This is a genomic window from Streptomyces cinnabarinus (assembly GCF_027270315.1).
GTDB lineage: Bacteria > Actinomycetota > Actinomycetes > Streptomycetales > Streptomycetaceae > Streptomyces > Streptomyces cinnabarinus.
The window spans coordinates 2002228-2029062 of the sequence record NZ_CP114413.1 but is presented as its reverse complement, the minus strand read 5'-3'; the positions used below and the strand labels follow the sequence as shown (position 1 = coordinate 2029062).

General features: G+C 71.5%; 24 protein-coding genes. 7 read left to right on the top strand and 17 right to left on the bottom strand.

Annotation, left to right across the window (positions count from 1 at the left end):
• Window positions 1-86 precede the first annotated feature (86 nt).
• On the top strand, window positions 87-950 hold the full coding sequence (locus tag STRCI_RS09135) for an esterase/lipase family protein (RefSeq protein ID WP_269658356.1): 864 nt from the start codon (window positions 87-89) through the stop codon (window positions 948-950).
• 63 nt (window positions 951-1013) lie between these two features.
• Here STRCI_RS09135 and STRCI_RS09130 read toward each other — a convergent pair whose 3' ends face one another.
• Complete coding sequence (locus STRCI_RS09130) at window positions 1014-2018, bottom strand: lytic polysaccharide monooxygenase auxiliary activity family 9 protein (protein WP_269658355.1); 1005 nt, start codon at window positions 2016-2018, stop codon at window positions 1014-1016.
• Between the two features lie 190 nt (window positions 2019-2208).
• Window positions 2209-2346, bottom strand: a complete 138-nt coding sequence (locus STRCI_RS09125) for a hypothetical protein (protein WP_269658354.1) — start codon at window positions 2344-2346, stop codon at window positions 2209-2211.
• A 140-nt stretch (window positions 2347-2486) separates the two neighbouring features.
• Between STRCI_RS09125 and STRCI_RS09120 the strand changes: the two genes are divergently transcribed.
• Window positions 2487-3101 carry a class I SAM-dependent methyltransferase gene (locus tag STRCI_RS09120; protein ID WP_269658353.1) on the top strand — a complete coding sequence of 205 codons (615 nt, stop codon included), beginning with the start codon at window positions 2487-2489 and terminating at the stop codon, window positions 3099-3101.
• Here STRCI_RS09120 and STRCI_RS09115 read toward each other — a convergent pair.
• Together STRCI_RS09115 and STRCI_RS09110 are read right to left on the bottom strand one after the other, a co-directional pair.
• Complete coding sequence (locus STRCI_RS09115; protein ID WP_269658352.1) at window positions 3098-3598, bottom strand: ribonuclease FAU-1 family protein; 501 nt, start codon at window positions 3596-3598, stop codon at window positions 3098-3100. The genes STRCI_RS09120 and STRCI_RS09115 overlap by 4 nt on opposite strands.
• On the bottom strand, window positions 3579-4508 hold the full coding sequence (locus STRCI_RS09110) for a GNAT family N-acetyltransferase (RefSeq protein ID WP_269658351.1): 930 nt from the start codon (window positions 4506-4508) through the stop codon (window positions 3579-3581). Before STRCI_RS09110 ends, STRCI_RS09115 begins: the two co-directional genes overlap by 20 nt.
• Before the next feature lie 71 nt (window positions 4509-4579).
• Here STRCI_RS09110 and STRCI_RS09105 point away from each other — a divergent pair, with 71 nt between their 5' ends.
• Window positions 4580-4951: a GntR family transcriptional regulator gene (locus STRCI_RS09105; RefSeq protein ID WP_269658350.1), complete on the top strand. Its 372-nt coding sequence runs from the start codon at window positions 4580-4582 to the stop codon at window positions 4949-4951.
• 35 nt (window positions 4952-4986) lie between these two features.
• Here STRCI_RS09105 and STRCI_RS09100 read toward each other — a convergent pair whose 3' ends face one another.
• Together STRCI_RS09100 and STRCI_RS09095 are read right to left on the bottom strand one after the other, a co-directional pair.
• Window positions 4987-5757 carry a DUF72 domain-containing protein gene (locus STRCI_RS09100; protein WP_269658349.1) on the bottom strand — a complete coding sequence of 257 codons (771 nt, stop codon included), beginning with the start codon at window positions 5755-5757 and terminating at the stop codon, window positions 4987-4989.
• 15 nt (window positions 5758-5772) lie between these two features.
• Window positions 5773-6867, bottom strand: a complete 1095-nt coding sequence (locus tag STRCI_RS09095) for a DUF5925 domain-containing protein (protein WP_269658348.1) — start codon at window positions 6865-6867, stop codon at window positions 5773-5775.
• Window positions 6868-7022: 155 nt separating this feature from the next.
• Between STRCI_RS09095 and STRCI_RS09090 the strand changes: the two genes are divergently transcribed.
• Entirely contained in the window at window positions 7023-8444 is a 1422-nt protein-coding gene (locus STRCI_RS09090) for a GH39 family glycosyl hydrolase (RefSeq protein ID WP_269658347.1), read from the top strand.
• A 13-nt stretch (window positions 8445-8457) separates the two neighbouring features.
• Here the strand turns inward: STRCI_RS09090 and STRCI_RS09085 are convergent, their stop codons facing one another.
• The 7 genes from STRCI_RS09085 to STRCI_RS09055 form a co-directional block, all read right to left on the bottom strand.
• Window positions 8458-12138, bottom strand: coding sequence for a lipopolysaccharide biosynthesis protein (locus STRCI_RS09085; protein ID WP_269658346.1), 3681 nt, complete (start codon window positions 12136-12138; stop codon window positions 8458-8460).
• On the bottom strand, window positions 12131-12949 hold the full coding sequence (locus tag STRCI_RS09080) for a polysaccharide deacetylase family protein (RefSeq protein ID WP_269658345.1): 819 nt from the start codon (window positions 12947-12949) through the stop codon (window positions 12131-12133). The genes STRCI_RS09085 and STRCI_RS09080 overlap by 8 nt, the downstream gene beginning before the upstream one ends.
• Window positions 12942-13931 carry a glycosyltransferase family 2 protein gene (locus STRCI_RS09075; RefSeq protein ID WP_269658344.1) on the bottom strand — a complete coding sequence of 330 codons (990 nt, stop codon included), beginning with the start codon at window positions 13929-13931 and terminating at the stop codon, window positions 12942-12944. Before STRCI_RS09075 ends, STRCI_RS09080 begins: the two co-directional genes overlap by 8 nt.
• Window positions 13928-14749: a glycosyltransferase family 2 protein gene (locus STRCI_RS09070; protein WP_269658343.1), complete on the bottom strand. Its 822-nt coding sequence runs from the start codon at window positions 14747-14749 to the stop codon at window positions 13928-13930. The genes STRCI_RS09075 and STRCI_RS09070 overlap by 4 nt, the downstream gene beginning before the upstream one ends.
• A 336-nt stretch (window positions 14750-15085) precedes the next feature.
• Window positions 15086-16183, bottom strand: coding sequence for a GNAT family N-acetyltransferase (locus STRCI_RS09065; RefSeq protein WP_269658342.1), 1098 nt, complete (start codon window positions 16181-16183; stop codon window positions 15086-15088).
• Between the two features lies 1 nt (window position 16184).
• Window positions 16185-16559: a hypothetical protein gene (locus STRCI_RS09060; protein ID WP_336298794.1), complete on the bottom strand. Its 375-nt coding sequence runs from the start codon at window positions 16557-16559 to the stop codon at window positions 16185-16187.
• Window positions 16560-16769: 210 nt separating this feature from the next.
• Window positions 16770-17978, bottom strand: a complete 1209-nt coding sequence (locus STRCI_RS09055; protein WP_269658340.1) for a S8 family peptidase — start codon at window positions 17976-17978, stop codon at window positions 16770-16772.
• Window positions 17979-18238: 260 nt separating this feature from the next.
• Between STRCI_RS09055 and STRCI_RS09050 the strand changes: the two genes are divergently transcribed.
• On the top strand, window positions 18239-19033 hold the full coding sequence (locus STRCI_RS09050) for an SGNH/GDSL hydrolase family protein (RefSeq protein WP_269658339.1): 795 nt from the start codon (window positions 18239-18241) through the stop codon (window positions 19031-19033).
• Window positions 19034-19059: 26 nt separating this feature from the next.
• On the opposite strand, the gene STRCI_RS09045 is transcribed toward STRCI_RS09050, so the two are convergent.
• The 4 genes from STRCI_RS09045 to STRCI_RS09030 all read right to left on the bottom strand — a co-directional run bounded on the left by STRCI_RS09045 (window position 19060) and on the right by STRCI_RS09030 (window position 25227).
• Entirely contained in the window at window positions 19060-20670 is a 1611-nt protein-coding gene (locus tag STRCI_RS09045; RefSeq protein WP_269658338.1) for a serine/threonine-protein kinase, read from the bottom strand.
• A gap of 33 nt (window positions 20671-20703) precedes the next feature.
• Window positions 20704-22275 (bottom strand): HoxN/HupN/NixA family nickel/cobalt transporter, encoded by a 1572-nt coding sequence (locus STRCI_RS09040; protein ID WP_269658337.1) that lies wholly within the window; start codon window positions 22273-22275, stop codon window positions 20704-20706.
• Window positions 22272-23573: a tetratricopeptide repeat protein gene (locus STRCI_RS09035; RefSeq protein ID WP_269658336.1), complete on the bottom strand. Its 1302-nt coding sequence runs from the start codon at window positions 23571-23573 to the stop codon at window positions 22272-22274. Before STRCI_RS09035 ends, STRCI_RS09040 begins: the two co-directional genes overlap by 4 nt.
• Window positions 23574-23691: 118 nt before the next feature.
• The gene (locus STRCI_RS09030) at window positions 23692-25227 is read right to left on the bottom strand and encodes a DUF4331 domain-containing protein (RefSeq protein ID WP_269658335.1); all 1536 of its coding nucleotides are present in this window, start codon (window positions 25225-25227) and stop codon (window positions 23692-23694) included.
• A 208-nt stretch (window positions 25228-25435) separates the two neighbouring features.
• Here STRCI_RS09030 and STRCI_RS09025 point away from each other — a divergent pair, with 208 nt between their 5' ends.
• A complete protein-coding gene (locus STRCI_RS09025; protein ID WP_269658334.1) occupies window positions 25436-25978 on the top strand; it encodes a sigma-70 family RNA polymerase sigma factor in 543 nt (180 codons plus the stop codon).
• Window positions 25975-26763 (top strand): anti-sigma factor, encoded by a 789-nt coding sequence (locus tag STRCI_RS09020; protein ID WP_269658333.1) that lies wholly within the window; start codon window positions 25975-25977, stop codon window positions 26761-26763. Before STRCI_RS09025 ends, STRCI_RS09020 begins: the two co-directional genes overlap by 4 nt.
• Window positions 26764-26835 lie beyond the last annotated feature (72 nt).

The window sequence follows — 26835 nt, the reverse complement described above, 5'->3', positions numbered from 1 at the left end:
ACTTGACAAGTGAACCAGTATCCCGTGATCCGGATCACAGGGCGTAAGGCCATCGCAACTCCCTTGATCTGCAAGGAGATCACCCGATGCTGCCCTGGAAACGACTGCTCAGACCCGTGACCGCGCTGCTGCTGACTGCCGCGGTCGCCGTCGTCCCCGCCGCCACCGGTGCCCACGCCGCCGAGGCGTCAAGCTCCGGCTGGAACGACTACTCCTGCAAGCCGTCCGCCGCCCACCCCCGCCCCGTCGTCCTGGTGCACGGCACCTTGGGCAACAAGGTCGACAACTGGCTGGGCCTCGCGCCCTACTTGACCAAGCGCGGCTACTGCGTCTTCTCGCTCGACTACGGCCAGCTGCCCGGAGTGCCGTTCTTCTACGGCCTCGGACCGATCGACAAGTCGGCGGAGCAACTGGACGCCTTCGTCGACAAGGTGCTCGCCGCGACCGGCGCCGCCGAGGCGGACCTCGTCGGTCACTCGCAGGGCGGGATGATGCCCCGCTACTACCTGAAGTTCCTCGGCGGAGCGGCCGAGGTGAAGGCCCTGGTCGGCATCGCACCGGACAACCACGGCACCAACCTGTCCGGACTGACCAACCTGCTGCCGTACTTCCCGGGCGCCGAGGACCTGATCTCCGCGGCCACACCCGGACTCGCCGACCAGATCGTCGGCTCCGCGTTCCTCACCAAGCTGAACGCGGGCGGCGACACCGTGCCCGGGGTCAAGTACACGGTGATCGCGACCAAGTACGACGAGGTGGTCACGCCGTACCGCAGCCAGTTCCTGGACGGTGCGGACGTACGCAATGTGCTGCTGCAGGATCTGTGCCCGGTCGATCTGTCCGAGCATCTGGCGATCGGGCTGCTGGACCGGATCGCCTTCCACGAGGTGGCCAACGCCCTCGATCCGGCGAAGGCCACCCGCACCACCTGCGCGTCGGTGTTCAGTTGACGCACCGCCGGGGTCTGACCAGCCTGAGCCGCCGGTCAGACCCCGGAGTTCGGGGAGCCGGGGTCAGCGGCCGTGCCGGGTACCGCCGACGGCGCGCCGCCGGACCGACATGAACAAGGCCGCCGCGCCGAGCGCCAGCGCCGCGGCGCCGCCCATCGCGATGTACGAGGTGCTGCTGTCGCCGCCGGTCTCGGCGAGGTTCTCGGTGGCACCTGCCGCCTTGGGCCGGTTGGCCGCGGCGGCGGTGGGCTCGTCCTCGGCCTCCTTCGCGACCGGCTCCGCCGAGGTGCTCGCGTCCTGGTCGCCGTGGCCGTTGTGCTCGACCGACGACTCGTCGGCGCCGTCCTCGATCTGCTCCTCGGAGGGGGCGGAGGCGGAGGGCGCGGGCGACGTCCCGGTCGTGGCGCCACCGCCGCTGCCGGAACCGCCGAAGGTCACGTCCGAGCAGGAGTAGAACGCCTCCGGGCTGTCCGAGCGCTGCCAGACCGCGTACAGGACCTGCTTGCCGGAACGCTTCGGCAGGGAGCCGGAGAAGGTGTAGAAGCCGCCGGACGCGGCCGGGTCGGTGACCGTCGCCACCGGGTTCTGAAGATCCAGGTCGCCCCAGGCCAGCGACTTGGCCGGGTCGAAGCCCTGCTTGGTGATGTACACCTTGAAGGTGCCCTTGTGCGGGGCGGTCACCCGGTACTTGAAGGTGTGCGACCCACTGCTGACGGCCGTGGCCGGCCAGTCGGCGCGGGCCAGGTCCAGGCCCTTGAAGGCGTCGCTGCCCGCGCTGCACAGCTTGCCGTCGGGGATCAGCTCCTGGTGCCGGCCGGCGGCGTCGCCGATCCGGATGCCGTTCCAGTCGTAGAGCGCCTGGGTGCCGCCGGCCGCGACGGCCGCCTTGCAGGCGTCGGACTTGGGGCTCTCCGGGCCCTCCGCGTAGCACTGCGAGACCCGGCTGACGGGGTCGCCCATCGAGCCGTGCGCCGCCGCGGGGGCGGCGGCGAGCGCGGTCAGGACGAGCGGCGCGACGCCGGCGAAGGCGACGGAGGCAGCGGTGGCGACCCTGCGGCGTGCGGGCATGAGGAACTCCTGGGAAACGGTCGTCGGTTGCTTGGCCGACCCGGTGGGGGGCGATCAGCAAGCTAGCCCGAGAAAACCGTGAAATCGCCTGCTGGGAGCGGGCGATGGAGATCCTTATGGTGGCGTTAAGGGAGTGCTGAGACTGAGATCAGGTAGCCGCGGCGCACGTCCGGAACGAGGGGGTCGGACGTCAGCCGTCCGGCCACCAGGTTCTTGCGATGTCCTTGCGGACCTCCGGGCGTCCCGATGGACGCTCGTCCGTCTCCTCGCGGGACGTCCGGCGCGAGTCCGTCTTCCTCAGGGGCTTCTGCACGGTGACGCGGCGCATGGCTGCCTCCTTCAGTGCCTACCGGAATCCGCGCTGTCACGGAGGTAGACCCTTTGGGTGAGGATTCCTCATCGGCGGGCGTTCTGTCAGTGGCCACTGTCACGATTCGACTGTCAGTGGTGCGTGCCACCCTCGGGCACATGGCGAAAAACGGTGACGACGCGATCGCACCGCGTACCGACTGGGACGCGGCGGCGGCTTCCTTCGACGACGAACCCGACCATGGACTGCGCGACCCCGAGGTGCGCGGGGCCTGGGCCGCACGGCTGCGCGACTGGCTGCCCGGACGGCCGAGCGACATCCTCGACCTCGGCTGCGGCACCGGCAGCATGGCGCTGCTCGCGGCCGAACAGGGACACCGGGTCACCGGGGTGGACAGCTCCCCGGCCATGGTCGGCCTCGCCCGCGCCAAGCTCGCCGGGCGTGACGCCGCGTTCCTGGTCGGTGACGCGACGTCGCCGCCCGTGGGCGAGCAGCGCTACGACGTCCTCCTCGTCCGGCATGTGCTGTGGGCGTTGCCCGACCCCGGGCGCGTGCTGCGGCAGTGGCGGGGGCTGCTGCGGCCGGGCGGACGGCTCGTCCTGGTCGAGGGCGTGTGGGGCACGGTCAGCCCGGTCGGCCTACCCGCCGACCTGCTCACCGGGCTGCTCGCCCCCATCGCCGGGGACCTGCGGGTGGAGCGGCTGTCGGACGACGAGCGACTGTGGGGGCGGGCCGTGGACGACGAGCGGTATGCGGTGGTGGCGTCGGTCTAGGCGAGGAGCGACGTGAAGTCGCCGGTCAGGGCCAGTGCCTCCAGTTCGTCGAGGGCGGCCACGGCCGATGCCGCCGCCCGCGGGTCCCGCTCCGCCAGGCCGCTCTCCTCGAACTCGTCCTCGTCCAGCCGCCGTACGTCCGTGCCGTCGGCCGAGCGCCACAGGTCCAGGTCGAGGTCCTCCACGATCAGTTCCGTGCCGGAGCGGGTCGCGGGGCGGGTGATGTCGCAGTACCAGCCCTTCAGGGTGCCCGTGGCGGTGCGCACCTCCTTCACCGAGTACCAGCGGTCCCGCCAGTAGTACTCCGTGAAGACATCGCCCGCCTCGAAGCGCACGAAGCCGAAGTCACGGACCCCGTCGCCCGCCCAGGGCGCGCGCACCGCGATCCGGTCACCGTCGTCGGCGAGCAGCTCCGCCGAGTAACTGATCTTCGTACGCCCGCCCTTGACCAGGACGACTTCCAGCCGCGTCCCCGGTTCAGCCGAGTTCACGGACATACCGCACCTCCGTCGCGCACACCTCGTACCCGAACCACTTGTTGATCGCGAGCATCGGCTCGTTCCCGGTGTCGTTGCCGGTGAAAGCCTCCGTGTACCCCGCCGCGCGCGCCCGGTGCAGGGAGTCGTTCTTGGCGAGTTTGGCCAGGCCCCGGCCGCGGAAGGCGCGGGCCGTGCCGGTCATGCCGGACGCGTAGCGGGTGGCGCCGTCGGTGCGGGCGAGGCTGAAGGCGGCGGGCCTGCCGTCGACCACGGCGACCGTGGTGAGCTCGTGGTCGATGAGCGGGTGCCGCCAGGTCTCGTCCAGCCAGGCCTCGTAGTCCGTGAGCTCGGCGCCGGCGTCGCTGGGCTCGTCGGCCACCGTCTCCGCGTCCAGCTCGAACACCGGGCGCGGATCGTCCGCGAAGTCGGCGGCGGGGCGCAGTTCGACGCCGGGCGGCGGGGTTCCGAGCGGCGGGAGCGCGCGGTTCGCGAGGTCCAGGCGCAGGAAGTGCGCGGAACGGCTCGCCCGGTAGCCGTGCGCCTCGGCGAAGACGCGGTTGCCGGGCTCGTCCAGGACCCAGGCGAGCAGCCGGGTGGCGCCCTGGGCGGCCAGGTACTCCTCGGCGGCGCGGACCAGTTGCGTACCGGCGCCGCGGTGGGTGTGCTCCGGGTGCACATACACATTGACGAAGGCCTGGCCGGGCTCCGGGCTCTCGTGGAGCAGACCGACCTGCGCGGTGCCGATGATCTCGCCGTCCTCCTCGGCGACCAGCGGCCGATAGCGGGCGTCGGCATGCATGTGGGCCAGATCGTAGGCCAGGGAGTCCCTGGTGATGAGGAAGAAGGGGAGGGCGCTGTGCCGTACGGCGGCGAAACCCTCCAGGTCAGCCCGGACTTCGGAGCCGAGCTCGCGAACGATGATGGTCATATGGCCGCACGTTACGGGCGGGCCGTGTCCCCGTGCCTCTCATTTTCCCGCGGGTACGGGACAATCGGTCCGTGACCTTGAAGATCCACATCGATGACAGCGCGGCGCCGTACGAGCAGGTGCGGGCGCAGATCTCCGAGCAGGCCCGCGCCGGGGTGCTGCCGGTGGGGTACCGGCTGCCGACGGTGCGCGGGCTCGCCGAGTCGCTCGGGCTCGCCGCGAACACGGTCGCCAAGGCGTACCGGGCGCTGGAGACGGACGGGGTGATCGAGACCCGGGGGCGCAACGGCACGTTCGTCGCCGCCGCGGGCTCCGCCGCGGAACGGGAAGCGGCGGCCGCGGCGCAGGCGTACGCGGAGCGGGTGCAGCGGCTCGGGTTGGGCGAGGCGGACGCCCTGGCCGCCGTACGGGATGCTCTGCGGGCGGCGTACGAGGACGAGTGAGGGCAGTTCGGCGCCGGCGGAAGGAAGTTGACCGGCTAGGAGGTCGGAACCCGGTCGGGTGTTCTCGTCACCGTCAGCCCCGCCTTCGTCGCCACCCGTGCGAACTCCGTCGCGTCCCTCACCGCCGCGCCGCCCGGGTCGTTGTTGAAGTACGCGTACACATCCCGGCCGGACGGCCATGTCTGCGCGATGCGGGTCGCCCACGTCGACAGGGACTGTCGGCCGTAGCGCGGCCAGGGCCGGGCCGCGCCCTCGTGGAAGCGGACGTAGCCCCAGTCCGCCGTGCGCCACAACGGGGTCGCCGGGCGGGACGCGATGTCCGCCCAGCACAGGGCCGCGCCGTGGGACCGCAGGACCTCCTGGACCGTCCGTGTCCACCACGAGTCGTGGCGCGGCTCCACCGCCACCCGTGTGCCGGACGGGAAGCAGGCCAGGCACGCGTCCAGGAGAGCGGCGTCGGCGTGCAGGGTCGGGGGGAGCTGGAGGAGGACCGGGCCCAGGTGGCGGCCGAGGCCCTGGGCGTGGGTCATGAGGCGGGTCACCGGTTCCCCGGGGTCCCGCAGGCGCTTGATGTGGGTCAGGTAGCGGCTCGCCTTCACCGCGATCACGAAGTCCCCGGGTACCCGCTCCCGCCACGCCTCGAAGTTCTCCCGCGTCGGCAGCCGGTAGAAGGCGTTGTTGAGCTCTACCGTCGCGAAGTGAGCCGCGTACTCCTCCAGCCACAGGCGCATCGGGCACCCGGAGGGGTACAGGACCTCCCGCCAGTCCTTGTACTGCCACCCCGAGGTGCCGATGAACAGGGGCATAGGACCATCAAAGCACTACAGGTACAGCCCCGCGTCCGCCCCGCCCCGCGGCTCCGGCAGCGACGTCGGGGACGTGCCCCGGCGCAGTGCGTACAGCTCCGCCAGCGTGGCGCCCTCGCGGCCCACACCCTCCTCCGCGCCCAGCCAGCCCACCGCTTCCGACCTGGTCAGCGGGCCAACCTCGATGCGAGCCAGACAGCGGCCGGGGCGGACCACGGCCGGGTGCAGGCGCTCCAGGTCCTCGTTGGTGGTGACGCCGACCAGGACGTTGCGGCCCTGGCCCAGCAGTCCGTCGGTGAGGTTCAGCAGCCGGGACAGCGCCTGCCCCGCGGTGTGCTTGGCCTCGCCGCGGATCAGCTCGTCGCAGTCCTCCAGGAGCAGCAGCCGCCAGCGGCCCTTGCCGGACGAGTCGTCCTCGCCGATCGCGATGTCCATCAGATAGCCCACGTCGGAGAAGAGCCGCTCGGGGTCCAGGACGCAGTCCACCTGGCACCAGTCCCGCCAGGAGCGGGCGAGGGTGCGCAGCGCGGAGGTCTTGCCGGTGCCCGGCGGGCCGTGCAGCAGGAGGAGGCGGCCCGCGATGTCCTCGGGGGTCGTCTTCATCAGGCCGTCCATCGCGTCCGCCACCGGCGCGGTGTAGTTGGCCCGTACCTCCTCCCAGGTGCCCGCGGAGATCTGGCGGGTGGTGCGGTGCGGGCCGCGCCTGGGGGAGACGTACCAGAAGCCCATGGTCACGTTCTCCGGCTGTGGCTCGGGTTCGTCCGCCGCGCCGTCGGTGGCCTGGTCGAGGACCTTCTTCGCCAGTTCCGCGGTGGTCGCGGTGACCGTGACGTCGGCGCCGCGGTTCCAGCGGGAGATCAGCACGGTCCAGCCGTCGCCCTCCGCCAGCGTCGCGCTGCGGTCGTCGTCGCGGGCGACGCGCAGCACCCGCGCGCCCGGCGGCAGCAGGGTGGCGCCGGAGCGTACCCGGTCGATGTTCGCCGCGTGCGAGTAAGGCTGCTCGCCCGTCGCGAAGCGGCCGAGGAACAGCGCGTCGACGACGTCGGACGGGGAGTCGCTGTCGTCGACGTTGAGCCGGATCGGCAGAGCGTCGTGTGGGTTCGCAGACATGTCGCCATGATCCGGCACGAAGGCCCGCCGCGCACTGGATTTCCCCCGTAGGTCGTGCCCCGGGAACGAGAGGGACCGTTCACCGGGAACGAGACGGGACTGTTCACCGCAGAAACCTGCCCCCGTGCCCGTCACCCCGGTTACCGTTGCCCTCGATGGGACGACATGGGTGGAATTCGGGGGCACGGCGGTGGCGGCTCACCGCGCTGCTCGGTGTGGGCGTGGCCGCTCTGGCCCTGGTGGTGACCCTGCTCAACACGCTGCCCGGCAACGGCGCGAGCACCGAGGGCACCTCACGCGACGGCGACAAGGTGCACGGCACCCCGGCCCCCACGACCGGCGCGGCGAAACCCGAGGTGGGCTGGGGGTTCACCCATACCCAGTTCAGCGCCGACGAGGGCAGCGCGGCCGCGACGAAGCGGGTCGAGGAGCGCATCGCCGACAGCGGCGGGCTGCCGCAGATCCAGCACATCATGGGCTGGGGCGCCGACAACCCCGAGCCGGTGCGGGGGCGTTACGACTTCGAGGCCATGGACCGCCGGATCGACTTCGTCCGCGCCTCGGGCGGCACCCCGGTCGTCACCCTGTGCTGCGCCCCGGACTGGATGAAGGGCGGCGAGGCCGGGGTCGACAACACCGACTGGAGCCAGGCGGCTCTGGAGACCGCCCCGGACCCCGAGCACTTCGACGACTTCGCGGCGCTCGCGGCGACGGTCGCCAAACGCTATCCGGACGTACGGCACTTCATCGTGTGGAACGAGTTCAAGGGCTTCTGGAACGACGCCGAGGCCCGCTGGGACCATGAGGGGTACACCCAGCTGTACAACCGGGTCTACCGGGCGCTGAAGAAGGTCAACCCCGAGATCATGGTCGGCGGCCCGTATCTGGTGATGGACAGCCTCGATCCGCGCGAGGAGCACGCCTCCCCGAGCCTCAAGGGCCGTTGGGGCGCGATGGACCGGCGGGTGCTGGACGCGTTCTCCTACTGGAACCAGCACAAGGCGGGCGCGGACTTCGTCGTCGTCGACGGCTCCAGCTACACCCGGGACGACGAACTGCTCCCCGACGAGTTCGCGGCGACCGACAAGTTCACCGCCGTCGGCGAGTGGGTGCGCCGGCAGACCGGTGACGAACTGCCCCTGTGGTGGGCCGAGTACTACGTCGAGCCCGCCGACGGCGACGACAACCGGCACGGCTGGTCGGAGACCCGCCGGACCGCCGTGCACGCCGCCGGACTGATCGCCATGGCCAAGGGCGGCGCGGGATCCGGCTTCTACTGGAACCCGGAGGCCGAGAAGGGCACCGAGTGCCCGGGCTGCCTGTGGACGCCCACCAGCGGCGCCGACGGCGGGCGGAAACTGCCCATGTACGACCTGCTGGCCCGGTTCACGGCCGAGTTCCCGCCGGGCACCGAGTACCGGGACCTGACCGCCGCGCCCCAGGTGCGGGTGCTGGCGACGGACCGGACCGCCCTGGTGGTGAACACCCTCGACCGGTCCACGGAGGCGACCGTCGACGACAAGAAGATCAAGTTGCAGGCCTACGAGGTCAGATGGCTCGGCCGAGGAGCCACCTGAGCCTCGAACAGGCCTACTCGATCGTCAGGAACCGCTGCACCAGCGACGCCAGCAGCACCGCCAGCAACGGCAGCGAGAACCAGAACGTGCTCTGAAGCCACCGCAGTTGGCGCACGCTCGGCCGGACCGCGACCCGCACCACCTCGCGCGCCGTCAGCAGCACGATCAGCGCGAGCGCCGCCAGCGCCCCGACCACCGACCACGGCGTCCAGGTCACCTGCGGCCCGATCGGCCCGGGATCGGCCTTCGGGACCTCGCCGGCGGGCTGCTTGCGCAGCGCGTACATCGTCACGTCCTCGTTGACGAAGACCTTCTTCAGCTCCTGGCGCCGGTCCAGGTTCTGGATCAGCCGCGGCTCCCAGCTGTCCGAGTAGCCGACATCGAGCCGCAGATAGGTGACCTGACTGCGGTTGATCATCAGATACGAGTTCGGACCCGCGTCCTTGAGCGCCTTGACCAGGCCTGACACCAGCACCGGATCGACCGGCGCCAGTGTCGGCAGATACTCCACCTTCTCCATGTCCCGCGCGCCCCACGGCATCGACGGCGTCACGACGTTGACCGTGTCGTTGCTCAGCCACAGCAGCCGCAGACTCGGATCGTCATGGGCGTAGACGTACTCCATGGCCGCGACCTCGCCCGGCCTGACCCGCTCGAACGGCTCATTGCCCCAACGGGTCACCAGGAAGCCGCCCATGAGGACCAGGCCCGCCAGGAACGCGGCCAGCGGAGCGAGGCTCACCCGGTCCTTGTCGCGCTCCTTCGCGGTGACGCCGGTACGCGGGAACAGCGCGAGCCCGGCCAGCAGAGCCGCGCCCGGCAGCGCGAACATGAAGACGCGCAGCGCCATCTCGCCGCCGTAGCTCTGCATGCCGAAGCCGAGGAACGGGACGAAGGTGAGGACCAGCAGGGAGCGTTCGCGGTACTGGTGATCGCGGCGGCGCCACCAGCCCCAGCAGGCCATCGCCATCACCCCGCCGGCCAGCAGCACCCGGGTGTACAGCACCAGCTTGTGGGTGGAGCTGCCGCCCTCGATCCGGCCGGAGACCGACGAGGAGACATTGGAGCCGACGCCGCCGACACCGCCGAACAGCTCGTCGAAGTGCCCGGACCAGTACGGCTCCGCCATGAAGCCGATCCAGGAGATCACCAGCACCCCGAACAGGATGGGCAGCCCGCGCAGTTCGCTGCGGCCGACGAGCACGAGCCCCGCCAGCACGCCCAGCATCACGAACGGAGTGAGCTGGTGGGCCGGGACGCTGGCCGCGAACAGCCCGATCACGACCAGCAGCAGCACCGCCCGCTGCCGCCGGTTCGTCGGCTCCACCTCCAGCTCGCCCGGCCGCACCCTCGTCCAGATCACCCGCGGCGCCCGGAACCAGACCAGCAGGATCGCCGCGAACACCAGATAGAGGAGATAGGTGAAGCCCTGCGGCGAGAAGTAGTCCTGCCCGACCCAGCCGCTGAGCACGAACACCCAGATCCCGGTCCAGCGGGCCCGCCAGCTCGCCCGCATCGAACGGGTCAGCAGGAACATCGGGACCAGGTACAGCAGTTGCATCGTCAGCGGCCACCAGCGGATGACCTCGGTCAGATCCGAGATCCCGCACGCCTGCGCCACGAACGCGGCCACCGCGAAGAAACCCGGCCAGCTCCAGCGCGCGTCCAGGTCCGGTACGGCGGACCCGGTGCGGTCGATGTGGTCCAGGAAGCCCAGATGCTGCCAGGCCGTGGCGAACCGCGGCTCGGTCTCGATCAGCGCGGGCAGGGCGTGCAGCGAGACCACGGTCGCCAGCAGCGTCACCAGCAGCAGCGCCCGGTGCTCGCGGCCCAGCCAGAGCAGCGAGGCGAACACGGTGACCAGCAGCCCGGCGCCGATCAGCGTGGACATGGGCAGCACCGAGATCAGCCCGAGCCCGCCCATCTCGTCCAGATCGGCCTCGCCGAGCCGGAGCGCGGGCACCCAGTACAGCAGCAGCGCGGCGGTCAGCAGACAGCCGAGGACCACGCCGAGCCGGGTCGGCAGCAGCCCCGCCGCCACGGGCTCCTCCTCGGGCTCGCGCGGCTCCTCCTCCCGTACCGCCTCCGGAACGTCCGGTACGACCGCCTTCTCCTCCGCCTCGAACGGTGCGTCCACCTCCGGCTCGCGCTTCTCGACCGGGAGTCCCACGGCCCACGTGGGCCGCCGCACCGCGGGCAGTCCGGTCGGCGGGGTGCCGGGGCCCGGCCGGACGTCGGGCCGGCGTTCCAGGTGGTCGAAGTCGACATGGATGCCGAGGCCGAGGGTGTCGGAGTCCAGCGCCCAGGCGGGCCTGCGCGCGGTCGTCCCCTCCTTCGTCCCCAGGTCCGCGAGGTCACCGTCGGGCGCCGCGCCCGCGGGGACCTCGGGCGGCGCGGTCAGCACCGTCCGGTACAGCTTGGGCGCGGCGATCGCCACGATCACCGCGAGCGAGACGATCTCGGCGACACCCGCGCCGGTCAGCCCCATCCGCGGCAGGAGCGCCAGCGTCAGACCCAGCACCAGCGCGCACAACAGGCCCTGGAGCCAGGCCAGTCCGGCGGTGCGGCTCTGCGCCCGCAGCACCGCGAAGTAGGTCTCCATCACGACCCGCAGCAGCCCGCCGACCGCGAACCAGCGCAGCAGCGGGGTGGCCGCGTCCGCGTAGCCCGCGCCGAACACACCGAGGATCCACGGCGCCCCGAAGAACAGGACCGCCGCGACCGGGACCATGATTTTCGCCATCCGCTTCAACGCGGCCCGGGTGTTGGCGGCGAGTCGGCTCGGGTCGTGCGAGCCCTCCACGGTGAGCGAGGCGCCCATGTTGATGGCGAGGAGGTTGACCGTGCCGCCTATGGTGGCGGTGATGTAGAAGTAGGCGTTGTCCTCGGAGCTGACCTGCGCGGCCACGATCACGGGGATCAGGTAGACCACGGCGAGCGAGAACAGCGAGCCGGTGTAGTCGCCCGCGAGGAACTTGCCGATCTCCTTCAGGGACGGCTGTTTCGTGTGCTCCGCGGTCGACTTCACATGCCGTGGCACCAGCCGCCGGAACACCAGCCAGCCGAGCGGCAGCACCGAGATCGCGATGGCCGCGACCCAGGAGACGAACACCCCGGTGGTCGGGACCGCCGCCGCGAACGCCACCAGCAGGCCCAGCTTCACCGCCGAGAACGCGGTGTTGCCGACCGGCACCCACAGCGCGCTGCGCAGCCCGGTCAGCACCCCGTCCTGGAGCGTCAGCAGATTCCACGCGACGACGGCGACCACGAAACCGACCCCGGCCACCGGCGTGTCCAGGAAGCGGTACGACGGCCCCCACACGTCCAGCGTCAGCAGGAAGACCCCCGCCGCCAGCGCCACGATCACCGAACTGCCCGCGTACGTACGGAAGATCAGCCGCCCGGTGGCGCGGCCCGCGATCGGGATGAACCGCGCCAGCGCGCCGGTCAGGGCCACCGCGGTCAGCCCCGCGAGGAACTTCATCGCGGCGATGGCGGCGGAGCCCTGGCCGACGGCCGACTCGGAGTAGTAGCGGGCCGCGGCCAGCCAGAAACCGAGACCGAGCACCGCGGAGATACCGGTGTTGAGCATCAGGGCGTAGGCGTTGCGGAACAGCTGACTGCCGCGCCCCGACTGCTCGGGCGCCTGGGCGGCGGGCTGCGCGGCCTCGGTCGTGGTCGTCGTGTCAGACACGGGTTCGGCCGGCCTTCCGGCGTACCTGTCGGGCTCTGCGGACCATGGCGTAGCCCTTGGTGAGGGCGAGGTCCCGGGCGAACGTACGGGTGATCGCGCGGCCCTCGACCAGCCGCTGGAACTCCTCGGCGCCGGTACTGCGGCGCACGGTGACCCGGCGCAGCGCGTACGGGCCCTGCCGGCGGCGGGCGAGGCCGTTGCCGACGGCGAGCGCCTGGGCGTACCCCGTCTCGCGCACCGCCTCGCGGACCCGGCGGCTGGAGTAGCCGTACGGGTAGGCGAACGAGGCGGGGACGGTACCGAGCTGGTCCGAGACGATCTCCTTGCACAGGATCAGCTCCCGGCGCAGCGCGTCGTCCGGGAGCTGGTCGAGCTGCGGGTGGGTGTGGCTGTGGCCGCCGATCTCCACTCCGGCCGCGGCGAGTTCGCGGACCTGGTCCCAGTCCAGCATGGTGTCCAGGGCCCCGCCGGTGTCGTACGGGCCGCGCAGCCAGCCGGTGGAGACGAAGAGCGTGGCCGGGAAGCCGTGTTTGGCGAGCACGGGCAGGGCGTGCCGGTGCACGCCCTCATAGCCGTCGTCGAAGGTCACCAGCACCGGCCGCGCGGGCAGCGGGCGTCCGTGCCGCCAGCGGGCCGCCAGCTCGGCCGTGCCGACCGGGCTGAGGCCCAGACCGGCGATGACCGCCATCTGCTCGGCGAACGCCTCCGGCGACACCGAGAGCCCACGGGTGGCGTCGTTCGGCTCGGACGACACCGCGTGGTACATGAGGATCGGCACGGCGACGTCGGTCGTCTCGGCCCGGTCAGTCATCCTCCGCCCCCTCGATCGCCGCCACCGCATACGTGGCGCCGCCCCTGCGTGCCCGAACGCTGCCGATCACATACCCACCGGCCGCGGTGAGCACCCCGGCGACGATCGCGCCCGCGCGGCCCGCGCCCCCCGGCCGGGCCAGCACCGCGTCCCGCAGCCCGCGGACCACCCCGGCCGGGAGGACCCGGGTGGTGTACCGGCGCTCCGACTCAAGTCCCTTGTCCGCGCCGACACTCCGCGCCACCAGCGCCTTGGACAGGCCCTCGGCGTAGGCGCGCGTGCGGAAGTACCCGAAGTGCTCACGCGCCTCGGGCACCCGGTGGTGGATCACCGCACGGTCGTCGATCAGCAGCAGCGCGTCGGGTCTGGCCCGGGTGAGGCGGATGCACAGCTCCGTCTCCTCGCAGCCCAGGGGCAGCCGGTCGCCGTCGCGGCCGATGCCGGTGGCGAAGCCGCCCGCCGCGTCGAACGCGGTACGCCGGAAGGAGGCGTTGCCGCCGAGGACGTTGCGCACCCGGACCCGGCCCGGCGGCAGGCCGCGGTAGGTGCAGCCGACCACCCAGTCGAACTCCTCCGGGAACCAGGCCGGACGGCGGCCCGAGGCCCAGATGGGCTCGGTGCGCCCGCCGACCGCCATCACCCGCGGGTCGGTGTAGCCCTCGGCGAAGTGCCGCAGCCAGTCCCGCTCGGCCACGGCGTCGTCGTCGAGGAAGGCGATCACCTCGCCGTAGGAGGCGGCGATGCCGGTGTTCCGGCCGGCGGACAGTCCGCGGGGGCCCGCGTTGGCGAGCACCCGGACGTCCCCGGCCTCCTTGTACTCCTTGGCCAGGCGCTCCCGGAGCGGGTCGTTGTGGTCGACGACCAGCAGTGTCTCCAGGGCCGGGCGGGACTGCGCCCGCACCGAGGCGACCGCCGCGAGGATGTCCTCCCAGCGGTCCTCGGTGTAGGCGCAGATCACGACGGAGATGTCGGGACCGCTCAAGACACCTCTCCCCGGACCGAGTCGAGCATCGGGGAGCGCTCGGCGCGGCGGCGCAGATCGCGCCGGTTGGAGCGTTCCTTCAGGATCACGTTGAGCACCCGGAACCCGTCCCGCACGGCGCGCAGATTGCTGGTGCCGTAGATCCGGAGGTACTCGTGGCTGGGTATCTCCTGCACCTTCAGACCCGCCTTGACCACCCGGATGTTCATCAGCGTCTCCACCTCGAAGCCCGTGCAGTCGAGGTCGATCTTGTCCAGGCAGTGCCGCCAGAAGGCGTTGTAGCCGTAGCACAGGTCCGTGTAGCGCGCGCCGAACTTGCGGTTCACGATGGTGCACAGCGCCCAGTTGCCGAGCTTGCGGATGAAGGTCATGTCGTCGGTGCCGCCGCCGTTGGCGAAGCGCGACCCCTTGGCGAAGTCGGCGCCGGAGACCAGCGCCGAGACATAGCTGACGATCTCCTGCCCGTCGGCCGAGCCGTCCGCGTCGACCATCACGATGATGTCGCCGGAGCACGCCTCGAACCCGGTGATCAGGGCGTCCCCCTTGCCCTTGCCACGCTGCTCCACGACCTTCACCTCCGGCCACAGCTCGCGGGCCACTTCGACGGTGTTGTCCGTGGAGTTGCCGTCGACCAGCACCACTTCGTGGATCCAGTCCGGCAGTGTCTTGAAGACGTACGGAAGATTCTCCGCCTCGTTCATGGCCGGGATGACGACGCTCACCGGCGGCGCTATCGCCAGATGCGAGGAGACGGGCCGGTACGCCCCGGCCGTGCGGTACTTGTCACCCGAGGCCGCCGGGCGCAGAACTGAGCTCATGAGTCTGGTCCCTCTCGTCCGGTGGACCGCCCGCCCCTGGGGCGGCCCGGCTGTGTGTCCGGTTCGAAAGGGGGGTTATTCACTGGCATAACTCACCGGCTCCCGCCAAGGCGACAGCCGATTGCGCGGCACGCCCCGGTCATGCGTACCTCCAGTACGCCGACCGAGTGCGGCACCCCCCTACCGCGCCCCGCGCCGGGTGCCACCGCGGCCCTGAGCCCTCCCCTGGTCCGCGTAAGTGGTGGTCCGATGCGGGTGAGATGTATGACGGTATTGACTATTGCGTCCGTATGGCAAGACCTGGAACCAGGCCTCACGTTTTTGTTGGTTTATCCGTTACTTCCGACCTGAGCGGATCTTGCCCACCCGCTTCAGCAGCCGGTCCGCGGGCTCGAACAGCTCCGGGCGGGACACCACGACATTGCGCAGGGCCCGCACCGGGGCACGCCGTGCCCGATGCCCGAACGCCACCGGATGACTCCGGGTCACCCACCCCTCGGCCACGCTGAGCTCGCGCGACTTCAGGGAGTCCTTGTATTCCTTCTGGCCCCGGCCGAGGTCCAGATAGGCGATGCCGTCGGCGGCGGCCGCCTCGGCCATCCGCAGGTGCAGCACCAGACCGGGGGAGTACTTCGAGAACGCCGGGTCGTACGCCGGGAACCAGCAGGCCAGCACCCGTTCGGTCCGCAGCCCGAAGTGCGCGGCGATCGGCTTGTCGCCGGTGTACAGCACCGACAGCACCCCGGCGAACGACTCGGTCCGGGTGTGGAAGAGCTGCTCCACCAGCCGCGTGATCCAGTCGGACGCGAAGCGGTCGCTGCGCCCGGTCCTGCGGTACTGCGCCGACTTCCACTCCATCAGGGTGCGCAGCGCGGCCGGGTCCCGCTCGTCGTGCACATACCGCACGTCCGGGTGGTCGCGGCCCAGCTTGCGCTCTTTGGCAAGCGTGGTCCTGGTGAACTTGGGGGAGCGCTCCCGGAGTTGGCCGAGATACACCTCGTAGCCCTGGTCCACGTCCATGACCGGTGAGGGGAAGGTGCCGGTGGCCTCGGCCGCGAACGCGGACTGCCCCTCGACGAGATGGTCGAACTCCCACACCGCGAGCCCGCAGGCGCGCAGCAGCTCCCGGGTGTCCCAGCCGAACCCGGGCCGGTGGACCAGGCCCTGGGCGTCAGAGACCCCGAGCCCGACGGCCCGGCCGACACCGGCCGCGGTGCGCTGGTACGGGAAGAACGCGGCGGGCTCGCCGGACTCCCGGACGACCGCTATCCGCACCCCGGGCCGGCAGCGGCCGACCGCGAGCGCGAACTCGGGTGAAAGGAAAGGGTTCGCCAGCTCGGGCGACCCGTGCAGATGGGCCTTGGACTGCATCGCCGTCCACGCCGTCCGGTCGGCGGCGGTCAGCTCGCCGGGGCGGTACACGCTGATGTCCACGTCAGGGAGTCCGCCTTCTTTCCGTACGGCCGCGCAGCCGCCGTACCGACACGAGCAGGAGCAGCAGGGAGCTGATCGCGGTCACGGCGACGATGCCGCCCTCGGCGGACCACCGGTGCACGGCCAGCATTCCCTGGGCCACCAGCATGTTGACGACGACCGCGCCCGCCAGTGCGGCGATGGTCCGGCCGAAGGGTTCGAGCCCGCGCAGGGCGGCGGCGATGGCCGCGGCCGGTGCGGCGAGCAGGAAGAACAGCGTGAGCGGGCCGCGCAGCGGCGAGTCACTGTCGGCGAACGTGAGCAGCGCGCCGGCCGCCCCCACGGCCGTCGCGGCGCCCGCCAGCAGTGGCGCCAGGTCCCCCGGTCCTGGTCGCACGCGCTGGGCGCCGTCCGATGAGGATGTCTTGAGCCTTAACGTCTGCATTGGCGACTTTGCCCCCCGAAGCGCCGGATGCCGGGCTTCAATGTGGCGCAGGCCCGCGGGGGCCGTCAAGACGGCGACGGCTCGGACAAGCCGGTTCCCCGGAGGCGAGTGGGGCACCTCCGGGGAACGGGTGGTTCAGGTGTGACGGGGGTTGCGCACGCGCTACGGAACGAGCTTCAGGAGCCGGTTCGGGGAGCCGGTGCCCGCGCTGGTGACCTTGCCGGTGGTCGCGCCGCCGGTCAGGGCCGAGGCGACCTGGGCCGGGGTGGACGAGGTGTGGTTCGCGAGGTAGACCGCCGCGGCGCCCGCGACATGCGGGGTCGCCATCGACGTACCGGAGATGGTGTTGGTCGCGGTGTCGCTGGTGTACCACCCGGCCGTGATGGAGGAGCCGGGGGCGAAGATGTCCAGGACCGAGCCGTAGTTGGAGTAGCCGGCCTTGGCGTCGGTGCTGGTCGTGGCGCCGACCGTGATCGCCGAGGCGACCCGGGCCGGGGAGTACGAGGAGGCGTTGGCGCTGCTGTTGCCCGCCGCGACCGCGTAGGTCACGCCGCTCGCGATGGAGTTGGCGACCGCCGTGTCCAGTGAGGTGGAGGCGGAGCCGCCGAGCGACATGTTGGCGACCGAGGGCCCGGAGTGGTTGGCCGTCACCCAGTCGATGCCCGCGATCACGCCCGCGGTGGTGCCGGAGCCGCTGTTGTTCAGCACCCGGACCGCGACGATGTTCGCCTTCTTGGCGACACCGTAGGTCGAGCCCGCGATCGTGGTGGCCACATGGGTGCCGTGGCCGTTGCCGTCGCCGGCGGAGGTGTCGCCGTCGACCGCGTCGTAGCCGTAGGAGGCACGGCCGCTGATCTGGGTGTGGGTGATGCGGACGCCGGTGTCGATGACGTAGACCGTCACGCCGCTGCCCGCGGAGTCCGGGTAGGTGTAGGTGCCGGACAGCGGCAGGGAGGTCTGGTCGATGCGGTCCAGGCCCCAGGGCGCGCTGGACTGGGTGGTGTCGGCGAGCTGTACGCGCTGGTTCTGCTCGACGGAGGCCACCGACGGGTCGGCGGCGAGCCTTCTGGCCTCGGCCGCGGAGAGGGTGGCCGAGTAGCCGTTGAGGACCTTGCCGAAGGTCTTCCCGACGGCGCCGCCGTACTCCTTGATCAGGCTTTTGCCCTCGCTGGAGGACGCCTTGAAGCCGGCGCCCTTCTTCAGCGTGACGATGTAGCTGTCCTTGATCGCCGTGGGGGAGTCGGCGGCCAGGACCCGGCCCTCGGCCGGGGCGGCCTGGGCGGGCAGGGATGTGAGTCCGCCGACGAGTGCCGCGGTCGCCAGGCTGGTTATCGCGGCGAACCGGAGCTTCTTGCTACGCAGTTGTGCCATCCGAGGGAGTCCTCCTCATTGGCGACGCGCGCTTGGGGGGCACGCGTCTGTGGGGTGGATAAAGACTCGGTGGTCTACATGCGTAGAACAAGAGAGTTGAGGGGCTGTCAACAAATCTGTCATGAGCACGTAATCAAACCCACAGTGAACCCATAGGGTCCCGGTCGATTCATGGTTGAAAATCTTGACATGGACACTTCCTGTCAATACGCGTAGCTGCTACGACAGTTGTGGCAGAGATCCTGCTAAAGGGAGGTTCCATGAGACGTTCCCGAATTGCCGCTTACGTCAGCTCGCTCCTCCTCGCCGTCGGCGCCGTCCTCGCGGGCGCCGGCTCCGCACAGGCCGCCACCGGGCCCTATGTGGCGCTCGGCGACTCCTACGCCTCGGGCGTCGGCGCCGGCAGCTACATCGGCTCCAGCGGCGACTGCAAGCGCAGCACGAAGGCCCACCCCTACCTGTGGGCGGCCGCCAACTCACCCTCGTCGTTCGCCTTCACCGCCTGCTCGGGCGCCCGAACGGGTGATGTTCTCAACAACCAGCTGGGCCCGCTCAACTCCTCCACCGCGCTGGTCTCCATCAGCATCGGCGGCAATGACGCCGGGTTCGCCGACGTCATGACGACCTGTGTGCTCCAGTCCGACAGCTCCTGCGTCTCCCGGATCAACACCGCCAGGGCGTACGTCGACTCGACGCTGCCCGGCCAGCTCAACAACGTCTACTCGGCGATCCGCACCAAGGCACCCAACGCCCATGTCGTCGTCATCGGCTACCCGCGCTTCTACAAGCTCGGCCAGTCCTGCCTCGGCCTGTCCGAGACCAAGCGCAAGGCCATCAACGACGCCTCCGACTACCTGAACGCCGCCGTCGCCCGCCGCGCCGCCGCGTACTCCTTCACCTTCGGCGACGTCCGCTCCACCTTCACCGGCCACGAGATCTGCTCCGGCAGCTCCTGGCTGCACAGCGTCAACTGGCTCAACATCGGTGAGTCGTACCACCCGACCGCGGCCGGACAGTCCGGCGGCTATCTGCCGGTCCTGAACGGCGCGGCCTGATCCTTCAGCGGTTCCTCGCGAGCCGCTCAGTAACTCGCTGAAGGCGAAGGGGAGACCCCGTCCGTCGGGGTCTCCGTCCCACAGGTCACCGAGAAGGCCACCGAGTTGGACTTGGTCTCCACCGGGTCCCGGACCTCCACGCTGATCTCGTTCTCGAAGGACCCGCTGTCGTCGTTCGTCGTCACGAACGCCCGGTCCTGTTTGGTGCGCGAGCCGCCCTCGGGGAACGACAGCGTCTTCCACCCCGAGTCCATGACATCGCCGTCCCGCGACACCCAGCGATAGCTGACCTCGGCGGGCAGCTGCCCCACCGTGAACGTCGCCGTGAACGCCGGGGCCTCCTCCTGCGGCGGCGGACAGGCGCCCTCGTACTCCGTGTTCGCCCCGGCCAGGGAGACCTGCACGGACTGCGGCGGCGGGGTCGTCCCGGTCGGCGTCTCGCTCGGCGTCGGTTCCGGGGTGTCGTCGTCCTCGGTCTCGGACGGTGTCGTCTCCGCCGTCGTCTCCGGCTCGCTGGTCGTGCCGCCCTCGGCCTTGTCGCCGTTGTCGTCCCGGTTCAGCAGCGCGTACGTCAGACCGCCCGCCGCCAGCGCCAGCGCGGCCAGACCCGCGACCAGGACGACGGCGGCCCGCCGGTTGCGTTCCGGGCGCTCCGGGCCGGTCCGGGTCGGCGTGGTGGTCGCGGCGGTCGGCGCGCCCCGGTACGGCGTGGGCGGGGTCGGCGGCGGCTGCTGGTGCGCCGCGACCGTCGGGGCGTACGGCGTCGCCCGGACCGTGCCCGCGCGAGGCGTGCCGCCCGCGCCGACGAGCCGCAGGTCCTGCTCGGCCTGCGCCGCCGGGAGCCGGTCGGCGGGGTCCTTGCGCAGCAGCCCCTCGATCACCGGGGCGAGCGGCCCGGCCCGGAGCGGCGGCGGCAGCTCCTCGTCGACGATCGCCCGCAGCGTGCTGAGCGGGGTGTCCTGGCGGAACGGGGAGTTGCCCTCGACCGCCGCGTACAGCAGCACACCCAGCGACCACAGGTCGGACTCGGGGCCGGGCGTGCGGCCCAGCGCCCGCTCCGGGGCGAGGAACTCGGGCGAGCCGATCACCTCACCGGTCATCGTGAGGGCGGAACTGCCCTCCACCATGGCGATCCCGAAGTCGGTGAGCACCACCCGGCCGTCGTTGGCCAGCAGCACGTTGGCCGGCTTCACGTCCCGGTGTAGCACCCCGGCCTCGTGCGCCGCCCGCAGCGCCGACAGCACCTCGGCGCCGATGTGCGCCGCGCGCTGCGGTGGCAACGGGCCCTCCGCGTCCAGGAGTTCGGCGAGCGAGATGCCGCGCACCAGCTCCATCACGATCCACGGGCGGCCGTCCTGCGTGGCCACGTCGTACACCGTCACCACATTGTGGTTCGCCACCCGCGCCGCCGCCCACGCCTCGCGCTCCAGGCGGGCGTACATCCGCTCCACCTCGCTCGCCGGGAGGCCGTGCGGGGCACGCACCTCCTTCACGGCGACCTCGCGGTTCAGCACTTCGTCCCGGGCGCGCCAGACCGTCCCCATGCCGCCCTCGCCAAGCGGGGACAGGAGACGGTAGCGACCCGCGATCACTCGTTCACTGCCCGTCGCGTCGGACACGGGCGCCCCCATTCGCATGCGCGCGAAATCTCCTTTTCCTCACAAAGTAGCTCAACCGAGTGCTGATGCCGCCCCCTTGAGCACCAATCCGGCCCCAAGAGCGACGACGACCAACGCGGACACCAGCGGTGCGGTGCGGCGGACCAGGCCCGCCACGGGGTGGACGGCCCAGCGCGGACGCCGCTCCACCCACCGGCTCGCCCCGGCGCCGAGCCGTACGACGGCGTAGCCCGCCGCGGTCAGGGTGAGGGCGAGACCGACCCCGTAGGCCACGACGAGCAGCAGTCCGAACCAGGCGTGCCCGAGCGCGGCGGCACCGACCAGGACGACGACGGCGGAGGGACTGGGCACGAGCCCGCCGGCGAACCCGAGCAGGATCGTGCCGCGCACGGTGGGGGCGGTGGCGTGGGTGTGGGTGGTGCCGCCGTGGGTGTGGGTGTGTTCTTTGGGGTGCTCGTGCTCGTGGCTGTGGTCGTGGTCATGACCGTGGTCGTGGTCGTGGGAGTGACTGTGCTCGTGCCCATGACTGTGCGCGCCGACCAGCACAGGCGTGCGTTCCGGCACCGGGGAGTGCGGGTGGTGATGGTGGCCGCGCTGGTGCCAGGCCCGTCGTACGAGGGTCGCGCCCGCGGCCATGACCAGGGCGCCGCTGGCGACGCCCAGCCAGGTGATGACGGACGGCGCGGCGGCCGAGCCCGCGGTGACCAGCAGGCCCAGGGCGACCACACCCAGGGTGTGGGTGATGGTCACCGAGGCGGCGAGCGGCAGGACGTCCTTCATCCGGGCGCGCCCGCCGCGGGCGGTAGCCACCGCCGCCATGAGCGTCTTGCCGTGCCCCGGGGCGACGGCGTGCAGCGCGCCCAGGCCGATCGCGATGAACAGGGCGAGTGCGGCGAAGCCGACGGTGAGGTCGTTGCGGGCGACCAGGGAGTCCAGGGCCCGGGTCCAGCGGTCGGCGCCGCGCGGCAGCACCGAGGCGGCGGGCGCGTCCCGCTCCTCCTCGACCAGCGCGGGCCCGCCGGGCCGCACGGTCAGCGCGGCCGACAAGGTGTCGGCCGGGGAGGAGAGCAACTCCTCCGGGTACTCGCTCAGCTCACCGGACAGCGACTCCTTCGGTACGTCGGACTCGGTCAGCGTCATCCGGTCGCCGCGCGCGGTGACCTCACGCCACCCGGGCCCGGACTCCGCGCCGGCGGCCCGGAAGCCGACCGCCAGACTCGCACCGTCGGGCAGCGGAGCACTCAGCGCGCACTCCACCCGCAGGGTGTCGAGCCCGGCCTGCCCGGGCCGCACGCGCGCGTGACTGCTCTTGACGGTGAGGGCAACGCTCCGGCCCTCCACGGTGACTTCGCTGTCCCGGGCGGCACTCGCGCACCGCCGCCCGGCCCACTGGTCAAGGCCCAGCCGCTCGATGTCCGGCTTCGCCTGCGTCGCCGGGATCTCGGCGAGGTCCTCCACGTGGTTCACGCGCAGGGCACCCGATGCGACGACGAGCCCGTCGTACCGGTTGACGGTGAAGTTCCCGAGGGGATGCGCGCTCGCGACCGGGGAGGGGACCAGCACGAGCGCGCCGGCGGCCGCGAACACGGCCGCACCGGAGGCGAGCAGACGACGGGGGGTCACTCGCCCGCCTCCAGGTTCTTCAGGGCGGTACGGGCCTCGCGGGCGCCGAGAGGCGAGAAGCCGGGGTTCAGGCGCAGGGCGGCCGACAGGTGCTTGCGCGCGTCCTCCTCCTCGCCCGCGCCGAGTTCGATCATGCCGCGGTGATACAGGAAGGTCGCGTTGCGGTACCCGGTGGCCGTGGCCCGGCGGGCGTAGGGCAGCGCCTCCTTGTCGCGTCCGTTCGCGTGCAGGGCCCAGGCCAGGGCGTCCGCGGTGTGCACGGTACGGCGCCGGTCCCACTCGGCGCGGGCCGCGCGCAGCGCCGCCCCGGCATCGCCGTGGTCGGCCGCGGCGAGCGCGGTGTCGAGGTCGGCGTTGACGCCGTTGGCGCGGGCCAGCGCGGTCCACGCGTCGACCAGGGCGTACTGGTCGGCGGCCCGCTCCCGGTCACCGTCGGCCTCGTACAGCTCACCGAGCACGACCAGCGGCCCCGGCAGCGGGGACCGCGCGACGACGGCCTCCATGCCCTTCACGGCCGCTTCCGGATCCCCGGCGGCGGCCTGCGCCCGCGCCCGGCCCTCCAGCGCGGGCAGATAGCCGTCGTCCGCGGCGAGCGCCCGCGCGTAGTGCAGCAGCGCCTCCTCGTAGTCGCCCTGGTTCCAGGCGAGCTGGCCGAGCTGCGTGGCCACGTACGCCACGTCCGGGGGCGAGACGGCGGAGGCGAGGGCCTGCTCCAGCACCCGCCGCGCGGTCCTCACCTCGCCCCGCAGCTCGTGCACGTACGCGTACCGCGTGAACACCGGTATCCCCGGCCGCCGTTCGTCTGCGAGGTCGGCGGCCTCGGCGGCCTCGTCGTACCGCCCGAGCTCCACCAGCGCGTCGACCCGGCTGGCCAGCGCCCGCTCGCTGTAGGGATTGGCCTTCAGCGCCCGGTCCGCGTGGGCGAGGGCATCCGGGAAGTCGTGCCGGGCGGCGGCCAGCGCGGCCTGTCCGGCGAGGGCCTGGTCGTTACCGGCCTGCAGCGACAGAGACCGCTTCAGCGCCCGCTCGGCCTGCGGATAGCGGGAGGCGTCACCGCTCGTGCGCGCCTGCTCCACATACGCGAGCCCCAGGGTGGCCCAGCCGCTGAAGTCCCGCGGCTGCTCCCGCAGATGGGCCTGCAGCGCCCCGACGTCCCCGGACCGCAACGCCACCGCCGACACGGACGACACGTCGTCCTGCCGGGGAGCGTCCTTCCCACCCCCGAGGGCCACGGCCCCGCCGGTGAGCGCAACAGCCAACAACCCGGCACACAACCCAAGTTGGGCGCGCGATTTCATGGCCCTCTCCTAGATCACTGACGAAGAAACGGTGGAACAGTCCGGTCAGGGGTGCGGGGAACGGCGCGACCAGCCACACACGAGCCGCGGCCGCGGAATCCCCGCACCCCAACGGCGCCTAGTACGCCCGCTCCCGCATCCGCCGCCACCACAGCAGCCCGGCCCCGACCAGCAGGACACCGATGGCCCCCGCACCCGCGGAAGCCGCGATCAGCGTGGTGTCCGTGGAACCCTCGGAGGAACCCGCGGGCGACAGCGCGTCACCGAGCTGGTTCCGCACGTCGTTCCCACCGGACGTACCCTTCGCCAGCGGCCCCCGAGACCCCTCGGTCGGCAGCGCGACGTACGGGAACGCCTTCTCGAAGGACTTGTCGTTCTTGTCGACCGCGTCCCCGAGGTCGTTCTTCGCGCCGACCAGCTCACCCTCGACAACCTGGAGCGCGGCGTCGAGAACGTCATCGCTCAGCCGTCGCCCGTTGGGGAACCCGGCGTTGTCCCCGTCCAGCACACCCAGCCGCTTCGGCTTGGCAGCCGGCTTGATGGACGTGTTGAGCCGCAGCTCCTCCGCGGGCCGCACGTGCGGCGGCTGGTTGAGCCCCTCCACGCCCTTGAGGAAGACGTCGACGAGGTCGTTGCGCGGCTCCTTCGGCGCCGGGATCTTGTAGATCCCCTCGATGAGCTTCGGCAGCTCGGGGTTGGTGACGTTCTTCAGGAACTGCCCGTCGTTCCAGGGCGCGCTCGCGTTGAACTTGTCCTTGTCCTTGATCGGGTTGACGACCTCGTTCACCAGCGGCATGCCCAGGCGCGAGACCTGCGCGAACTGCCCCTGCGCGTTCTTGCGCTGGGTCGTCGACCAGATCCCCACGATCGGCTGCTCCGCCGACTCCGTGATCATGTGCGTGGGCACCTGGAGCGCGATGGAGTTGACGTTGTAGCCCTTGAGCGTGTCGTTCCCGACCTCGCTGAGGTTCCCGCCGTACAGCAGATCGAAGACCCGCAGATCGAGGAAGAACGGGTCGTCGGCCTGACCGGCGAACGACGAGGCGCCGCCCGCGAGTTCGTGCACGGCCTGCGAGCGCAGCTTCGCGTAGTCCGGCATGGACGCCTTGCCCACGTTCGACGGCGCCACCGGCACATCGTTGGCGATCTTCGTCTTCGCCACCAGGTGCTGGTTCTTCAGCTTCAGCAGATCGATGTCGTAGGACTGCGTGACGTTCAGGTCGGGGTCGTCGAGGCTCTCGACGGGCCCGGTGTTGTACAGGAACGTCTTCTCGTTCTTCGTGTGCGTCTTGAAGGTGAAGCGGTACAGCAGCTCGCCCTGCGCGTCACCGTTGTTGTCGATGTGGATGTCGTACTGCGCGTCCTCGGCGAACGTGAAGAAGTTCGGTCCGCCGGCCGGCTCCTCGAAGGGGATCCAGTTCGCGACGATCGTCGTCGTGTCCGGCTTGTCCGGGCTGACGAACGCGTACACGTCCGTGTTGTCGTACTGCGGGGTCCCCGAGATCAACGGGGCCTCCCGGTGGCTGGAGGCGGAGGCCGCCCCCGGTTCCAGCGCGGTCACGCCGGCGGCTGCGAGCCCCCCGGCGGCCAGCGCACCACAGATGAGGGTCGCGACACTCGCGCGTCCCGCGCCGCTCCTGGAGATAGGTGTCATGCCGTCCGTCCTCGGTTCAACTTGCCTGACGCACCGGGATTCGGAGCAGGGCGCGGGGCGGATTGGTCGAACCTGAAAACTTATTTCGCGCCCCGCCGACCCGCGTTTTCGGCCTTCTGATCCGTAACCCCATCCGGAGGTGGGTGCGTTGCGAATACCTCGTGGGACGGGACGGCCCAGATGCGGTCTCGCGGGAGGGGGAGACGAGTTGGAGGCGGACGAGCTACTGGTGCTCGTGGCTGGTGGGGACCAGAAGGCATTCGAGGAGTTGTACGGGATCGTGTCCGGGCCGGTGTTCGGACTGGTGCGGCGGGTCGTGCGGGACCCCGCCCAGTCGGAGGAGGTTGCGCAGGAAGTGCTGCTGGAGACCTGGCGGTCCGCGGGGCGGTTCGACCCCGGCCGGGGCAGCGCCCTGTCCTGGATCCTCACCCTCGCCCACCGACGGGCCGTGGACCGGGTGCGCAGCGCCCGCGCGGCCGGCGAACGCGAGCAGCGCGAGGCACGCCGGGCCCATCACCCCGCCTTCGACCAGGTGTCCGAGGAGGTCGAGGCGGGCCTGGAACGCGAGTGGGTGCGCCGCTGCCTGGACCGGCTCACCGCGCTCCAGCGCCAGTCCGTCACCCTCGCCTACTACGAGGGGTACACCTACCGTGAGGTCGCCGAGCGGCTCTCCTGCCCGCTGGGCACGGTGAAGACCCGGATGCGGGACGGGCTGACCCGGCTGCGCGAGTGCCTGGGAGGTGCCGCATGAGCCTCTTCCGCCGGGGGGACCTCCACTCCCTCGCCGCCCCCTATGCCCTCGACGCCCTGGAGCCCGCCGAGCGGGTCCGCTTCGAGAAGCACCTGCGCAAGTGCGAGCGCTGCGCCGCCGAGGTGCGGACCCTGTCCGAGGACGCGGTACGGCTGGCCTGGTCCACCTCGGCCCCGCCGCCGGCCGCGATGCGCGAACGGGTCCTGGCCGCCGTACGGGCCACTCCGCAGGACGGCGTGCGGGTGGCCCGGGAGCCGCAGTTGCCGGCGCATGTGTGGGGGGCCGGGCCGCCGCCCAGGGCGCGGGAGCGGCGGCCGCTGTTCGTGCCCTTCGCCACCGCGACCGCCGCCGCGGCGCTGGTGGTCGCCTCCCTGTTCGCCGTGCAGGCGAACGACACGCAGGAGAAGCTGGACGCGGAGCGGGCGCAGGCGCGTGAGATCGCCCACGTTCTCGCCGCTCCCGACGCGCGTGCGAGCACCGGACGGGACGCCGAGGGCGGAAGTATCGGAGTGATCGCTTCCGCATCGGAGGGGCGCGCGGTCGTCACCCTCGGGGGCTACGACGACCTTCCGGGCGACCGCGTGCACCAGTTGTGGGTCATGCGCCCCGGCGCACAACCGCGCTCCCTCGGGCTCTTCGAGGGTGACGCGCCCTTGGTCGCGTCCGGTCTGGACACCTCCGCGACGTCACTGGCTGTAACCGTCGAGCCGGACGGCGGCTCGGCTCAGCCCACGACTCGGCCGGTGGTCCAACTCGCCCTGAAATCGGTCGGATTCGGAGAGTAATCAACGACGGGTCGTCAACACCCTTACGGGGAAGGTGAATCCTGTGACCGCGATACACGAGTGCCCCAAGGG

Coding starts and splice junctions, on each gene's coding strand:
- STRCI_RS09135 (WP_269658356.1), top strand. CDS start 87: ATGCTGCCCTGGAAACGACTGCTCAGACCCGTGACCGCGCTGCTGCTG.
- STRCI_RS09130 (WP_269658355.1), bottom strand. CDS start 2,018: ATGCCCGCACGCCGCAGGGTCGCCACCGCTGCCTCCGTCGCCTTCGCC.
- STRCI_RS09125 (WP_269658354.1), bottom strand. CDS start 2,346: ATGCGCCGCGTCACCGTGCAGAAGCCCCTGAGGAAGACGGACTCGCGC.
- STRCI_RS09120 (WP_269658353.1), top strand. CDS start 2,487: ATGGCGAAAAACGGTGACGACGCGATCGCACCGCGTACCGACTGGGAC.
- STRCI_RS09115 (WP_269658352.1), bottom strand. CDS start 3,598: ATGTCCGTGAACTCGGCTGAACCGGGGACGCGGCTGGAAGTCGTCCTG.
- STRCI_RS09110 (WP_269658351.1), bottom strand. CDS start 4,508: ATGACCATCATCGTTCGCGAGCTCGGCTCCGAAGTCCGGGCTGACCTG.
- STRCI_RS09100 (WP_269658349.1), bottom strand. CDS start 5,757: ATGCCCCTGTTCATCGGCACCTCGGGGTGGCAGTACAAGGACTGGCGG.
- STRCI_RS09095 (WP_269658348.1), bottom strand. CDS start 6,867: ATGTCTGCGAACCCACACGACGCTCTGCCGATCCGGCTCAACGTCGAC.
- STRCI_RS09090 (WP_269658347.1), top strand. CDS start 7,023: ATGGGACGACATGGGTGGAATTCGGGGGCACGGCGGTGGCGGCTCACC.
- STRCI_RS09080 (WP_269658345.1), bottom strand. CDS start 12,949: ATGACTGACCGGGCCGAGACGACCGACGTCGCCGTGCCGATCCTCATG.
- STRCI_RS09070 (WP_269658343.1), bottom strand. CDS start 14,749: ATGAGCTCAGTTCTGCGCCCGGCGGCCTCGGGTGACAAGTACCGCACG.
- STRCI_RS09055 (WP_269658340.1), bottom strand. CDS start 17,978: ATGGCACAACTGCGTAGCAAGAAGCTCCGGTTCGCCGCGATAACCAGC.
- STRCI_RS09050 (WP_269658339.1), top strand. CDS start 18,239: ATGAGACGTTCCCGAATTGCCGCTTACGTCAGCTCGCTCCTCCTCGCC.
- STRCI_RS09045 (WP_269658338.1), bottom strand. CDS start 20,670: ATGCGAATGGGGGCGCCCGTGTCCGACGCGACGGGCAGTGAACGAGTG.
- STRCI_RS09035 (WP_269658336.1), bottom strand. CDS start 23,573: ATGAAATCGCGCGCCCAACTTGGGTTGTGTGCCGGGTTGTTGGCTGTT.
- STRCI_RS09030 (WP_269658335.1), bottom strand. CDS start 25,227: ATGACACCTATCTCCAGGAGCGGCGCGGGACGCGCGAGTGTCGCGACC.
- STRCI_RS09020 (WP_269658333.1), top strand. CDS start 25,975: ATGAGCCTCTTCCGCCGGGGGGACCTCCACTCCCTCGCCGCCCCCTAT.